General features: G+C 63.6%; 1 protein-coding gene. It reads left to right on the top strand.

The features are described from left to right. The first annotated feature begins 67 nt into the window (after positions 1 to 67). The gene (locus K3819_RS09765) at positions 68 to 15,628 is read left to right on the top strand and encodes a non-ribosomal peptide synthetase (protein ID WP_221399124.1); all 15,561 of its coding nucleotides are present in this window, start codon (positions 68 to 70) and stop codon (positions 15,626 to 15,628) included. Positions 15,629 to 15,631: the final 3 nt, after the last annotated feature.

Here is a 15,631-nt window from a genome sequence, read left to right on the forward strand (position 1 = left end):
ATGTGCATTCGTTTTATAGGGACGACGTGCCTTTGTGCTTCCTGCCTACTGATCCGGATGCTAAGAAATGAATGCTGAAGACTCCTTGAAACTTGCTCGCCGGTTTATCGGGTTGCCCCTGGAAAAGCGCCAGATGTTCCTCGCGGCCCTGCAAAAGGAGGGCGTGGATTTCGCCCGTTTCCCGATTCCCGCCGGGATCGAGGCCGACGATCGCCAGGCGTTGTCTTACGCGCAGCAACGGATGTGGTTTCTCTGGCAACTGGATCCGCACAGCGGCGCCTACAACTTGCCGGGCGCGGTACGCCTGACCGGGCGGCTGAATCTGTCAGCGCTGGAGCAGGCCTTTGCTGCGCTGGTGGCGCGACATGAAACCTTGCGCACGGTGTTCCAGCGCCAGGCGGATGACAGCCTGCTGCAAGTGCCGGCCCCGGCGACCTTGAACATCCATCATGAAGATTTCACTGCGCTGCCGGCCACCGAACGCGAGGAAGCGGTTGTTCGTGCCGCCGAGCAGCAATCGGTGTTGCCGTTCGATCTGGCGGTCGGGCCGTTGTTGCGAGTCACCTTGCTCAAGCTCGCCGAGCAGGAGCACGTCTTGCTGCTGACCCTGCACCACATCGTTTCCGATGGCTGGTCGATGAACGTGCTGATCGACGAATTCATCCGGTGCTATGACGCCTTTGACGCCGGCCAGCCACCGGCGCTGGCAGCCCTGCCGGTTCAGTACAGCGATTACGCCCTGTGGCAGCGTCGCTGGCTGGAGGCCGGCGAGCAAGCGCGGCAACTGGAGTATTGGCAGGCGCAACTGGGTGATGAGCATCCCGTGCTGGAACTGCCGCTGGACCATTCGCGTCCGGCCATGCCGAGCTATCGCGGCACGCGCCATGAGTTTGCCGTCGACGGCCAGTTGGCCGACCAGCTGCGCGCCACCGCGCAACAACATCAGGTCACGTTGTTCATGTTGTTGCTTGGCGCGTTCAATGCGCTGCTGCACCGTTACACCGGGCAGACCGATATCCGTGTCGGCGTGCCGATTGCCAACCGCAATCGCGCCGAGATCGAAGGTCTGATCGGTTTCTTCGTCAACACCCAGGTGCTGCGCACAAAAGTCGATGGCCAGACGCGCGTCGATGCGTTGCTGCAGGCGGTCAAAGAGACGGCGCTCGGCGCCCAGGCGCATCAGGATCTGCCGTTCGAGCAACTGGTCGAAGCACTGAAACTGGAGCGCAGCCTCAGTCACACGCCGCTGTTCCAGGTGATGTACAACCACCAGCCGCAGGTGGCCGATATCGCCGCCCTGGGCACAGCCTCGGGCCTGGTGCTCGACAGCCTCGACTGGCAAAGCCGCACCACTCAGTTTGACTTGACACTCGACACCTACGAGAAGGGCGGCAAGCTGCACGCCGCACTGACTTACGCCAGCGACCTGTTCGACGCGCCGACCATCGAACGCATGGCGCGCCACTGGTTGCGTCTGCTCAAGGCCATGGTCGCTGATCCTGCGCAACGCATTGGCGAGCTGCCGTTGCTGGACGCGGATGAGCAGTACACGCTGGTGCATGCCTGGAACGGTGCAACAGCGGTTTATCCCACCGAGCAACCCATTCATCAATTGATCGAAGCCCAGGTGACCCGCACCCCGGATGCACCGGCGCTGGTGTTCGGCGAACAAACCCTGAGCTACGTGCAACTCGACGCGCGGGCCAACCAACTGGCCCATCTGCTGCGTGAGCAAGGCGTGCGGGCCGACAGCCTGGTGGGGATCTGTGTCGAGCGTTCGCTGGAAATGGTCATTGGCCTTTTGGCGATTCTCAAGGCCGGCGGCGCCTATGTGCCGCTGGATCCGGAGTACCCGCAAGAGCGCCTGGCCTACATGATCGAGGACAGCGGCATTACCTTGCTGCTGACCCAGAGCGCGTTGCTGGCGTCGCTGCCAACGGCCGGGGTGAACGTTATTACGCTTGATCAGGAAGCCGAATGGCTGGATCGCTACAGCGAAGGCCGTGTCGAGGCGGTCATCGATCCGCAGAACCTTGCGTACGTGATTTACACCTCCGGCTCCACCGGTAAACCGAAAGGCGCCGGCAACAGTCATGCGGCGCTGGTCAACCGTTTGTGCTGGATGCAGGAGGCTTACCGGCTGGATGCCAGCGATTCGGTGCTGCAGAAGACACCGTTCAGTTTTGACGTGTCGGTCTGGGAGTTTTTCTGGCCGCTGCTGACCGGCGCCCGACTGGTCGTGGCAGCGCCGGGCGCGCACCGCGATCCATCGCTGTTGATCGAGACCATCAACCACTACGGCATCAGCACGTTGCACTTTGTCCCGTCGATGTTGCAGGCGTTCATTCATGAGCCGGGCGTCGAGGCCTGTGTCGGCCTCAAACGCATTGTCTGCAGCGGCGAGGCACTGCCGCTGGACGCGCAACTGCAGGTGTTTGCCAAGCTGCCGAACGCCGGGCTCTATAACCTGTATGGCCCGACCGAAGCGGCCATCGACGTCACCCACTGGACCTGTGTCGACGAAGGTGCCGACAGCGTGCCGATCGGACGGCCGATCGCCAACCTGCGCACCCATGTGCTCGACGCCGAACTGATGCCGGTGCCGAGCGGCGTGGCGGGTGAGCTGTACCTGGGCGGAGCAGGGTTGGCGCGCAGTTATCACCAGCGCCCGGCGCTGACCGCCGAGCGTTTTGTCCCGTGCCCGTTCCACGAAGGTGCGCGTCTGTACCGCACCGGTGACCGGGTACGCCAACGTGCCGACGGCGTCATCGAATACCTCGGGCGTCTCGATCATCAGGTCAAGCTGCGTGGCTTGCGTATCGAGCTGGGTGAAATCGAAACCCGCCTGATGCAGCATCCGCTGGTGCGTGAAGCCGTGGTGCTGGTGCAGGGCGGCAAACATCTGGTCGGCTATCTGGTGCTGGAAACTGCTCAGGCAGACGAACAATGGCAACAGGACGTCAAGGCGTGGCTGCTCGGCAGCCTGCCGGAATTCATGGTGCCGACCTACCTGATGACGCTGGCCAAATTGCCGGTCACCGCCAACGGCAAGCTCGATCGCAAAGCCTTGCCGCAGCCGGATGCCGCGCCGCAGCAAGCTTTTGTCGCGCCGCAGGATGCCATGCAAAAAGCCCTGGCGGCGATCTGGGAAGACGTGCTCGGTTTGCAACGCGTGGGGCTGGAGGACAACTTTTTCGAGCTGGGCGGCGATTCGATCATTTCGATTCAAGTGGTCAGCCGCGCGCGGCAGGCCGGGATCCGTATCAGCCCGCGCGATCTGTTCCAGTATCAGACTGTGCGCAGTCTGGCGCTGGTCGCGATCCTCGACAGCCACAGTTCGGTGGATCAGGCGCCGGCCACGGGCGAGGCCTTGTTGGGGCCGATCCAGCAGCAGTTCTTCAGCCGGGTGATGCCTCGGCGTGAACATTGGAACCAGTCCCTGTTGCTGACCCCGCGCGAGGCGCTGAATGCGCAGTGGCTCGATGCCGCATTGACCCATGTGATCAATCATCACGATGCCTTGCGCCTGCGTTTTGTCGAGGGCGCGGAAGGCTGGCAGCAAGCGTACGCCGCACAGGTCGAACGCGCTGATCTGTGGCTGCGCACGGCCGAGACGACCGAGCAACTGACCGCCCATTGCGACGATGCCCAGCGCAGTCTTGATCTGGTCAACGGGCCGTTGTTGCGTGCCGTGTTGGTGACCATGGCCGATGGCAGTCAGCGCCTGTCGCTGATCCTCCATCACCTGGTGGTGGACGGCGTGTCGTGGCGCGTGTTGCTGGAAGATCTGCAGCAAGCCTACGAACAGCTGGCGGCGGGCGGTGGCGTGCAATTGCCGGCCAAAACCAGCGCGTTCCAGAGCTGGACGGCGCGCCTGAGCACCGAGGCTTCGCGCTTCGACGATCAACTGGCTTACTGGAAAGCCCAGCACCACGACGCACGGGATCTGCCGTGCGAGCGCCCTGAAGGCAGCCTGCAAAACCGCTTCGGGGAAAAGATCGAATGGCGTCTGGACGCCGAGCGCACGCGCCAGTTGCTGCAACAGGCGCCGGCGGCGTATCGCACGCAGGTCAACGATCTGCTGCTGACGGCACTGGCGCGCACCATCAGTGGCTGGAGCGGTCAGTCGGGCACCTTGATTCAACTCGAAGGCCATGGCCGTGAAGACCTGTTCGACGACATCGACCTGACGCGCAGCATCGGCTGGTTCACCAGCCTGTTCGCCGTCAATCTGGTGGCGAGCGAGGATCTCGACGGTTCGATCAAGGCGATCAAAGAACAACTGCGTGCGGTGCCGGACAAAGGTCTGGGTTACGGCGTGCTGCGTTATCTGGCAGCGCCGTCGGTGCGTGAAGAGCTGGCGTTGCTGCCGCCGCCGCGCATTACCTTCAACTATCTGGGGCAATTCGACCGGCAGTTCGATGAGCAGGCGTTGCTGGTGCCATCCACCGAGTCCGGCGGTGTCGCCCAGGATTCACAGGCGCCGCTGGATAACTGGTTGACGATCGAAGGCCAGGTTTATGGCGGCGAATTGAGCCTGATTTGGGGCTTCAGTTCGCAGATGTTCGACAGTGCCACCGTGCAAAGGCTGGCTGATCGCTACGCCGCCGAACTGACGGCACTGATCGAGCACTGCTGCACCCTCGACACCGCGCAAGCGACGCCATCGGACTTCCCGTTGGCACGCCTCAGCCAGGCGCAACTGGATGCATTGCCGGTCGCCGCCGCTGTCATCGAAGATGTCTATCCGCTGTCGCCGATGCAGCAGGGCATGTTGTTCCACACCTTGTACGAACCGCAGGCCGAGGCCTATATCAGCCAGATGCGTCTGGACATCCAGGGCCTTGATCCGCAGCGTTTTGCCAGTGCCTGGCAAGCGGCGCTGGCGCGTCATGATGTGCTGCGCAGCAGCTTCCACTGGCAAGGCCTGGACAGCGCCCATCAGGTGATCAGCCGCGAGGTGCAACTGCCGCTGCAGATACTGGACAACACTGACACCGATGCGCTGGCCGAGACCGAGCGGGCGCAGGGTTTCGAACTCGACTGCGCGCCGTTGCTGCGCCTGAAACTGGTGCGCGCCGGCGCCGATCATTGGCACTTGATCTACACCAGCCATCACATCCTGATGGACGGCTGGAGTAATGCGCAGTTGCTCGGCGAAGTGATTTCCCACTACGCCGCCGGGCGCTCACTGCCGGCGCCGGTCGGGCATTACCGCGATTACATGGGCTGGTTGCAGCAGCAGTCGGCGGGCGCCGGCAAGGCGTTCTGGAATGCTGCGCTGGCCCCGTTGCAGGCGCCGACGCTGCTTGCCGACACCCTGCGTCCACCCGTGGGCGGCCACGGCACAGACGAACATCGCGAGGTGCTCGACGAAGCCGCAACACGGCGTCTGGGCGAGTTCGCCCGTCAGCAGAAAGTCACCCTCAACACGTTGTTGCAAGCGGCCTGGAGCCTGCTGCTGCAACGCTACACCGGTCAGGACTGCGTAGCGTTCGGCGCCACAGTGGCCGGTCGTTCGGCGCCTCTGCCGGGCATCGAGCAGCAACTGGGGCTGTTCATCAACACCCTGCCGCTGGTGTGCAACCCGCGCCCGGGTCACCGCGTCGGCCAGTGGCTGGCTGATCTGCAGGCGCAGAACCTGGCCCTGCGTGAGTTCGAGCATGTGCCGCTGTACGACATTCAGGGTTGGGCAGGGCATCAGGGCTCGGCGCTGTTCGACAGCCTGCTGGTGTTCGAAAACTTCCCGGTCGCCGAGGCGCTGAAACAAGGTGCTCCGGCCGGGTTGACTTTCGGCAACCTGCACAACCACGAACGCACCCACTATCCGCTGACGCTGGGTATCGAACTCGGTGCCACGCTGAGCCTGGAGATGAGCTACGACGCTGCACGATTCAGCGCCGCCCAGGTGCACAGGCTCTGCGCCAACCTGCGCCACTTGCTTGAGCAACTGATCAGCAATGCCACAGGCTGCCTGGGCAACCTGACGCTGCTCGATGACGCCACCACGCGCGCCATGCTCGCCCACTGTCAGCCGCCAGCGTTGCAGTTGCAGCATGCAGGTCTGGTGCACGAACGCATTGCCGCGCAGGCCAAAGCCACACCGCAGGCGCTGGCCGTGCAGTGCGGTGAACAGCGCCTGAGCTATGACGAACTGAACCGCCAGGCGAATCGCCTCGCCCACCGTTTGCTGGCCAGCGGTGCGGCGCCGGGCAAGCGTGTCGGCCTGGCGCTGCGTCGTGGCCCGCAAATGATCGTCAGCCTGCTGGCAGTGCTGAAGACGGGCGCCGCGTACGTGCCGCTTGATGCCAACTACCCGGCCCAGCGCCTGGCCTACATGATCGAAGACAGCCGTGTCGATCTGCTGCTCGATGAATCCGCTCTCCTGCAAGACGTGCCGCTTGCGGCTGGCCTGGAGTATTTGCACCTGGGCGACATCATCCAGACGCTGGGCGCTTATCCGGACAGCGATCCGCTGAATCACGCCACGGCCGATGACCTGGCCTACGTGATCTACACCTCGGGCTCCACCGGTCAGCCAAAAGGCGTGGCGATTGCTCACGCGGCGCTGCGCGAGTTCTGCCAGACCGGTGCCGAGTATTCGGCGCTCACGGCCGATGATCGCGTGCTGCAGTTTGCGACCTTCAGCTTCGACGGTTTTGTCGAGCAGTGTTACCCGCCGCTGTGTGTCGGCGCGGCGCTGATCATGCGCGGCGACGAACTCTGGGACGTCGTGCAACTGGCGGACGAGATCGTCGACCATGGCGTGACTCTGGCGGACTTGCCGGCGGCCTACTGGTTCTTGCTGGCGCGTGAATGCGCGGGCGGCAACATCACCGGTCTGGGCGCGTTGCGTCAGGTGCATGTCGGCGGCGAAGCCATGTCGGTCGAAGGGCTGCGCCTGTGGCACGAAGCAGGACTGAGCCACGTGCGCTTGCTCAACACCTACGGGCCGACCGAGGCGACGGTGGTGTCGAGCGTTCACGACTGCCGCTTGAGCGATGCCAGCGACAGCTTCGGCATTCCGATTGGCCGGGCCATTGCTGGCCGCGCGTTGTACGTGCTCGACAGCGCCGGGCAATTGCTGCCTGCCGGTGGCGTCGGCGAGTTGTGCATTGGCGCGAGTGCCTGTCTGGCGCAGCAGTATTTCGATCGTCCGGCCCTCACCGCCGAACGTTTCCTGCCAGACCCGTTTGCCACCGAGCCGGGGGCGCGGCTGTATCGCAGTGGCGACCTGGCGCGTTACAACGAAAACGCTGATCTGGAGTACGCCGGGCGTATCGACCACCAGGTGAAGATCCGTGGCTTGCGCATTGAAATGGGTGAAATCGAAGCCTGCCTGCAAGCACAGGAGGGCGTGCGCGCCGCTGCGGTGATCGCGCAGGATTTCCCGGGTGGCGCGCAACTGGTGGCTTATGTGGTGCCCGAGACAGGAACCGAACCTGCGACCGCGCAGGCGCAGTGGCTGGACTCGCTCAAGGCTTCGCTGCAACAGCTGCTGCCTGATTACATGGTGCCGGCGCACCTGCTGTCGCTGGACGCGTTGCCGTTGAACAACAACGGCAAACTTGATCGCACCGCACTGCCGAAAGTCGAGCTGAGCCAGGACCTGTGCGCATATGTTGCGCCGCAGACCTTGCTGCAACTGCAACTGGCGCAGATCTGGGAAGCCGTGCTGGAGTCCGGCGCGGTGGGGCTCAACGATCACTTCTTCGAGCGAGGCGGTCACTCGCTGCTGGCCACCCAGGTGATTTCCCGGGTCCGCCAGACGCTCAAACTCGATGTGCCGATGCGCACCCTGTTCGAGCAGCCGACGCTGCAAGCCTTTGCCGCCGCCTGCGCCACCCTGCAACACAGCGAAAGCGTGCCGATGATGGCGCTGCAACGCGGTGCTGCACTGGCGTTGTCTTATGCCCAGGAACGGCAGTGGTTCCTCTGGCAGCTGGAGCCGGACAGTGCTGCTTACCACGTGCCGAGTGCGCTGCGCTTGCGCGGTGCTCTGGACATCGTCGGGTTGCAGAACAGCTTCAATCAACTGGTGGCGCGTCACGAACCGTTGCGCACCACGTTCCGCCAGGACGACGAGCGCACTGTGCAGGTGGTTCATGCGCACGGTCAATTGACGATTGAACAGCACAGCCTCGACGCCGAGGACAATCTTTCGAGCTGGGTGCAGGCGCAGATTCGCCAGCCGTTCGATCTGCTGAACGGGCCGCTGCTGCGCGTCAGTCTGTTGCGGTTGGCGGCGGATGATCACGTATTGGTGATCACCCAGCACCACATCGTGTCTGACGGCTGGTCGATGCAAGTGATGGTGCGCGAACTGATGGCGATGTATGCCGCAGAACGCGCCGGAAAACCGCTCGAACTGGCCGCGCTGCCGCTGCAATACGCCGATTTCGCGCAGTGGCAACGGCAGTGGATGGAGGCGGGCGAGCGGCAGCGTCAACTCGATTATTGGGTGGGCCAGCTTGGCGGCGAACAACCGGTGCTGGAGTTGCCGCTGGACCATTCGCGTCCGGCAGTGCAGAGCTACCGTGGCGCGCGGCTGGAGGCGCCATTGGAATCTGCATTGAGCGCGCAGTTGCAGGCGCTTGCCGGACGTGAGGGGGTGACGATGTTCATGCTCTTGCTGGCCTCGTTCCAGACCCTGCTGCACCGCTACAGCGGTCAGGACGATATCCGCGTCGGCGTGCCGATTGCCAACCGCAACCGCGCCGAGACCGAGGGCCTGATCGGCTTCTTCGTCAACACCCAGGTGATGCGCGCACAGTTTGCCGGCGACCTGAGTTTCCGTGATCTGCTGGCGCAGACCCGGCAGGCTGCAATGGGCGCCCAGGCGCATCAGGATCTGCCGTTCGAGCAATTGGTGGAAGCACTGGCGCCGGAGCGCAGCCTCAGCCACAGCCCGTTGTTCCAGGTGCTGTTCAACCATCAGCGTGACGCCGCGCCGGTCACCGATGTGGCGGATCTGCGCATCGAAGGCCTGCCGTGGGACAGCGCCACCGCACAGTTCGACTTGACCCTGGACACCACGGAAACCGCCGCCGGGCTGATGGTCAGCCTGACCTACGCCAGCGACCTGTTTGAAGCGGCAACCATCGCGCGCCTGTTCGAACACTGGCAGGCATTGTTGCGGGCGATTGTCGCAGCGCCGCAGCAATCGATCGCTGCGTTGCCGATGCTCGCCGCGCAAGAACGCCAACGGATTCTCGAAGACTGGAACGCTACCGCCACCGAGTACCCGTTACACCTGAGCGTGCAGCAGATGATCGAGGCACAGGTCCTGCGCACCCCGGACGCCGCAGCGCTGAAGTTCGCCGATGAATGCCTAAGCTACGCGCAGCTCAATGCCCGCGCCAACCGGTTGGCACACAAGCTGATGGCGCTGGGTGTCGGACCTGAAAGCCTGGTCGGCATCGCTGCCGAACGGTCGATGGAAATGGTCGTCGGTCTGTTGGCCGTGCTCAAGGCCGGAGGCGCCTACGTGCCGCTCGACCCGGAATACCCGCAGGATCGCCTGGCCTACATGATCGAAGACAGCGGCGTGCAGCTGTTGCTGACCCAGGCGCATCTGCTCGATGCCTTGCCATTGAACGGGCAGGTGCAAACCCTGTTGCTTGAAGCATCGCTGGAGGGCTTCGCCAGCCACAATCCGGACGTCGCGGTCACCGGGGAAAACCTCGCCTATGTGATTTACACCTCAGGCTCCACCGGCAAACCGAAAGGTGCCGGCAACCGTCATGTCGCCCTGACCAACCGTCTGTGCTGGATGCAACAGGCCTATGAGATCGGAGCGGGCGACAGCGTGCTGCAGAAGACGCCGTTCAGCTTTGACGTTTCGGTGTGGGAGTTCTTCTGGCCACTGATGACCGGCGCACGGCTGGTCGTCGCAGCGCCGGGCGATCACCGCGATCCAGCCAAACTGGTGGCGTTGATCAAGCGCGAACACATCACCACGCTGCACTTTGTGCCGTCGATGTTGCAGGCCTTCCTGCAGGACGCCGACGTTGCCACGTGCACCAGCCTGCAACGCATCGTGTGCAGCGGCGAAGCGCTGCCGGCGGACGCGCAACAGCAAGTCTTCGCCAAACTGCCAACGGCCGGGCTTTATAACCTTTACGGCCCGACGGAAGCCGCCATCGACGTCACGCACTGGACGTGTGTAGAGGAGGGCCGCGACAGCGTGCCGATCGGACAGCCGATTGCCAACCTCGGCTGCTACATCCTTGACGATAACCTCGAACCGGTGCCGACCGGTGTGCTCGGCGAGTTGTACCTGGCGGGCGTCGGTCTGGCGCGGGGTTACCACCAGCGTCCGGCGCTGACCGCCGAACGTTTTGCCGTCAGCCCCTATGGCGATGGCGAGCGGATCTACCGCACCGGTGACCTGGCGCGTTACCGCGCCGACGGCGTGATCGAATACGCTGGCCGGATCGACCATCAGGTCAAGCTGCGCGGCTTGCGTATCGAGCTCGGTGAAATCGAAGCGCGTCTGCTGGAGCATGGCAACGTCCGTGAAGCGGCGGTGCTGGTGATCGACGGCAAGCTGCTGACCGCTTACGTGGTGTTGAACGAAGAAAGCGCGGACTGGCGCGACGCCCTGATGCGGCATCTGCACGCCGGACTGCCGGAGTACATGGTGCCCAATCAGTGGCTGAATCTTGCGCAGATGCCGTTGAGTCCCAATGGCAAGCTGGACCGCAAGGCGCTGCCGAAACCTGAATGGGGGGCGGGCAAGGCGGAATACATCGCGCCGCGCAATGCGCTGGAGCAGCGCATTGCCGCGGTGTGGGCCGATGTACTGAAGCTGCCGCGAGTCGGGCTGGGCGATAACTTCTTTGAACTGGGTGGCGATTCGATCATTTCGATTCAGGTGGTGGCCCGTGCCCGTCAGGCCGGCATCCGCTTTACCCCCAAAGACTTGTTCCAGTACCAGACCGTCCAGGCGCTGGCGAGTGTGGCGACGCTGGGCGATGGCGCGGGGCAGATCGATCAGGGCCCGGTCGGCGGCGCTACGCCGCTGCTGCCGTTCCAGCAGTGGTTCTTCGCGACAGACATTGCCGAGCGTCACCACTGGAACCAGTCGGTGATGCTCAAGCCGGCCATCAGCATCGAGGCCGACGCACTTGAACAAGCCTTGCAAGCGTTGGTCGAGCATCACGATGCCTTGCGCCTGTCGTTCACTGAAACCACCGACGGCTGGACCGCGAATCACCACACAACAACGGTTCGGCACAACCTGCTGATGCAGGCTTCAGTCAGCGATGAACAACAGTTGCAGGCCGCCTGCCTGGCAGCGCAGCGCAGCTTCGACCTGGCGCAAGGCCCGCTGTTGCGTGGCTTGCTGGTGACTGTGGGCGATGGTTCGCAACGCTTGCTGCTGGCGGTGCACCACCTGGTGGTGGACGGTGTGTCCTGGCGGATTCTGCTGGAAGATCTACAAAGCGCTTATCAGCAGCGCATCGACGGCAAGCCCCTGGTTCTGCCGGCCAAGACCAGCGCCTTCAAGCACTGGGCAGAACGTTTGCAACAGCACGCGCCACGACTCGCGGGTGAACTTGAGCTGTGGCGTACGCAACTGGCCGATGCGCCGGTCGACCTGCCGTGCATCAATCCGCAAGCCAGTCTGCAAAACCGCGATGCGCACACCGTACAGACGCGCCTCGATCAAGCGTTGACCCGACAACTGCTGCAACAGGCGCCGGCGGCGTATCGCACTCAGATCAATGACTTGCTGATGACCGCGCTGGCCCGAGTCATCTGTCGCTGGACGGGGCAGGCTTCGACCTTGATTCAGCTGGAAGGGCACGGTCGTGAAGACCTGTTCGACGACCTTGACCTGAGTCGCAGCGTCGGCTGGTTCACCAGTCTGTTCCCGGTGCGCCTGACCCCGACTGCGTCGGTCGACGGTTCGATCAAGCAGATCAAGGAACAGTTGCGGGCGATTCCCGGCAAGGGCCTGGGCTTCGGCGTGCTGCGTTACTTCGGTGATGAAGCGACCCGCCGTGAGCTGGCGGCGCTGCCGACACCGCGCATCACGTTCAACTACCTCGGACAATTCGACCGCCAGTTCGATGACGGCGCGCTGTTCGCCCCGGCCCGCGAAAAAGCCGGGGACGAACAGAGCCCGTTGGCGCCACTGGGCAACTGGCTGGAACTCAATGGTCAGGTTTACGCGGGCGAGTTGACTCTGGGCTGGACGTTCAGCCGCGAGATGTTCGATGAAGCCACCATTCAGCGACTGGCCGATGAGTACGCGATCGAACTGGCGGCGCTGATCGAGCATTGCTGCGCTGCACAGAACGCCGGCGTCACGCCGTCGGACTTCCCGTTGGCGCCGCTCGACCAGCAACAGCTCGATGCCTTGCCGGACGCCGGTGCCGAGGTCGAAGACATCTACCCGTTGTCGCCGATGCAACAGGGCATGTTGTTCCACAGCCTGTACGAACAGGGTTCGGGGGATTACATCAACCAGATGCGCGTCAGCGTCGAAGGCCTCGATCCCGAGCGTCTGCGTCAGGCCTGGCAGGGCGCCGTTGATCGCCATGGGATTCTGCGCACGCGTTTTGTGTGGATTTCCGAGCAGGAGCAGCCGCTGCAAATCGTCCAGCGTCAGGCCGAGTTGCCGTTCAGCCTGCATGACTGGCGAGGTCGCGCTGACCTGACGGGGGCGCTCGACGTGCTGGCACAGGAGCAACTGCAACAAGGCTTCGACCTGTTGCAGGCGCCACTGCTGCGTCTGGTGCTGGTCCGCACTGACGATGACCGCTTTGAGATGATCTACACCAGCCATCACATTCTCATGGACGGCTGGAGCAACTCGCAGTTGCTCGGCGAAGTGATGCAGCGCTACGCCGGTGAAACCCCGGCCGCGCCGGTGGGCCGTTATGGCGATTACATTGGCTGGCTGCAGCGTCAGGACGGTCAGGCCAGCGAGCGATTCTGGACTGAGCGTCTGGCCGACCTGGATGAGCCGACCCACCTGGCCCGCAGCTGCCTCGATACGCTGGCGACCGCCGGGCAGAGCGGTTACGACCAGCAGACCCGTTGGCTGGACCGTGAGCAGACTCAACGTCTGGGGGCGTTCGCCCGTCAGCACAAGGTCACCCTCAATACCGTGGTGCAGGCCGCCTGGTTGTTGCTGTTGCAGCGTTACACCGGGCAACCGACCGTGGCGTTCGGCGCTACGGTCGCCGGGCGTCCGGCCGAGCTGCCAGGTGTCGAGCAACAGATCGGTTTGTTCATCAACACCTTGCCGGTGATCGCCACCCCGCGTGTCGAGCAATCCCTCGGTGAGTGGCTGCAAACGGTGCAGGCGTTGAACCTGGCCATGCGCGAATTCGAATACACGCCACTGGCGGACATTCAGCGCTGGTCCGGGCAACGCGGCGAAGGCTTGTTCGACAGCCTGCTGGTGTTCGAGAACTACCCGGTGTCGGAGGCGTTGAACAACGGTGCGCCGCAAGGCTTGCGTTTCGACCAGGCACGCAGCCAGGAACAGACCAACCTGCCGTTGACGGTGCTGGTGGACCTGAGCGACAGCCTGTCGTTGCAATTGGCCTATGCCCGGCAGCATTTCAGCGCTGCGCAGATCGAGCAGATCGCCGGCCACTTGCAGCACCTGTTGCAGCAAATGGCCGACTCGCCCGCGCAACGTCTGCTGGCCGATCTGAGCCTGTTCGATGCCGCACAACAACAGGCGACGCTGCACGACTGGAACCGTGCGCCAGCCACCTTTGCCCAAACCCGCACCCTGCCACAGCTGATCGAAGCACAGGTGCGTCGCGCACCGCAGGCGATTGCCGTGAGTCTGGGCGAGGAGCAATTGAGCTACGGCGAACTCAACGCCCGTGCCAACCGTCTGGCTCATGCCCTGATCGCGCGGGGTGTCGGTGCCGATGTGCTGGTGGGTCTGGCTGCCGAGCGATCCATCGAAATGATCGTCGGCCTGGTCGCCATCCTCAAGGCTGGCGGGGCTTACCTGCCGCTGGATCCGCAGTACCCGGCCGAACGTCTGCAGTACATGATCGAGGACAGCGGCATTGCCCTGCTGCTGATGCAGCCGGGTGTGCTCGATCACCTGGAGGTTGCCGAGAGCGTTGAAACCCTGCTGTTGGGTGATGACAGCCGCTGGCAGGATCAATTGGCAACCGACCCGCAGGTCTGGGCCGACAGCGCCAGCCTCGCTTACGTGATCTACACCTCGGGCTCCACCGGCAAACCGAAAGGTACGCTGCTGGCTCACGACAACGTGCTGCGCCTGTTCGAGGCAACAGAGCCTTGGTTCAGCTTCGGTGCCGAGGATCGCTGGACGCTGTTCCACTCCTACGCGTTTGACTTCTCGGTCTGGGAAATCTTCGGCGCACTGCTGCATGGCGGGCGTCTGGTGATCGTGCCGCACAGCGTCAGCCGCTCACCGCAGGAGTTCCATGCGCTGCTGTGCCGTGAGCGCATCACCGTGCTCAACCAGACGCCGTCGGCATTCAAGCAACTGATGCAGGTCGCTTGCGACGCGCCCCAGGATCCGCAACTGTCGTTGCGTTACGTGGTGTTTGGCGGTGAAGCGCTGGAAGTACGCAGCCTGCGCCCATGGTTCGAACGCTTCGGCGATACCGCGCCACAGCTGATCAACATGTACGGCATCACCGAAACCACGGTTCATGTGACTTACCGTCCGTTGACCCTGGCCGATCTCGAACAGGACGCCGGCAGCCCGCTGGGCGAGCCGATCCCGGACCTGGGCTGGTACGTGCTCGACGCCGACCTGAAACCGGTGGCCAAGGGCTGCATCGGCGAGTTGCACGTCAGCGGCGCCGGGCTGGCACGCGGTTATCTCAAGCGTGCCGACCTCAGCGCCTTGCGTTTCGTGCCCAACCCGTTCGGGGGCGACGGTGCGCGGCTGTATCGCACCGGTGACCTGGCGCGCTATCGCGCCGATGGCCGGATCGAGTACGCCGGGCGCATCGACCATCAGGTGAAGATCCGTGGTTTCCGGATCGAGCTGGGTGAAATCGAGGCGCAACTGTTGGCACTGCCGCAAATCCGTCAGGCCGTGGTGCTGGATCAGCCAGGCGCCGGCGGCGTGCAGCTGGTGGCGTATCTGGTGGCCGATCAGTCGGTCGAACTCGACCAACAGGGCCAGTGGCGTGAGCTCCTGCGCCAGGCGCTCAAGCACAACCTGCCGGATTACATGGTGCCGGCGCACCTGTTGCTGCTCGACAGCCTGCCGCTGACCGCCAACGGCAAGCTTGACCGCAAGGCCCTGCCACAACCGGACGCCAGCCTGCTGCAAAACAGCTATGTGGCGCCTGAAAGTGAACTGCAACAGCAGATCGCCGGGGTCTGGGCCGACGTCTTGAAACTGGAGCGGGTCGGCCTGACGGACAACTTCTTCGAACTCGGCGGCCATTCGTTGCTGGCCACCCAGGTGGCCCTGCGTCTGCGCGAGTTGCTGGGCTTCGACGTGCCGTTGGCCAGCCTGTTCGCCAGTGCCGATCTGGCGGCTTTCAGCGACGCCGTACAAGCCCTGCAACCCGATTTGCAGCCCGTTCATGATGTTTTGGCTAAATCCTTGGAGGCTCTCAATCGTTTATCAGCAGATGAACTTGAAAAACTGATTTCCTGAGAG

It is taken from the genome of Pseudomonas sp. 3-2 (assembly GCF_019710535.1).
Lineage (GTDB): Bacteria > Pseudomonadota > Gammaproteobacteria > Pseudomonadales > Pseudomonadaceae > Aquipseudomonas > Aquipseudomonas pharyngis.

Bases quoted from the DNA above. Each gene is read 5' to 3' on its own strand.
- K3819_RS09765 (WP_221399124.1), top strand. From the start codon at position 68: ATGAATGCTGAAGACTCCTTGAAACTTGCTCGCCGGTTTATCGGGTTG.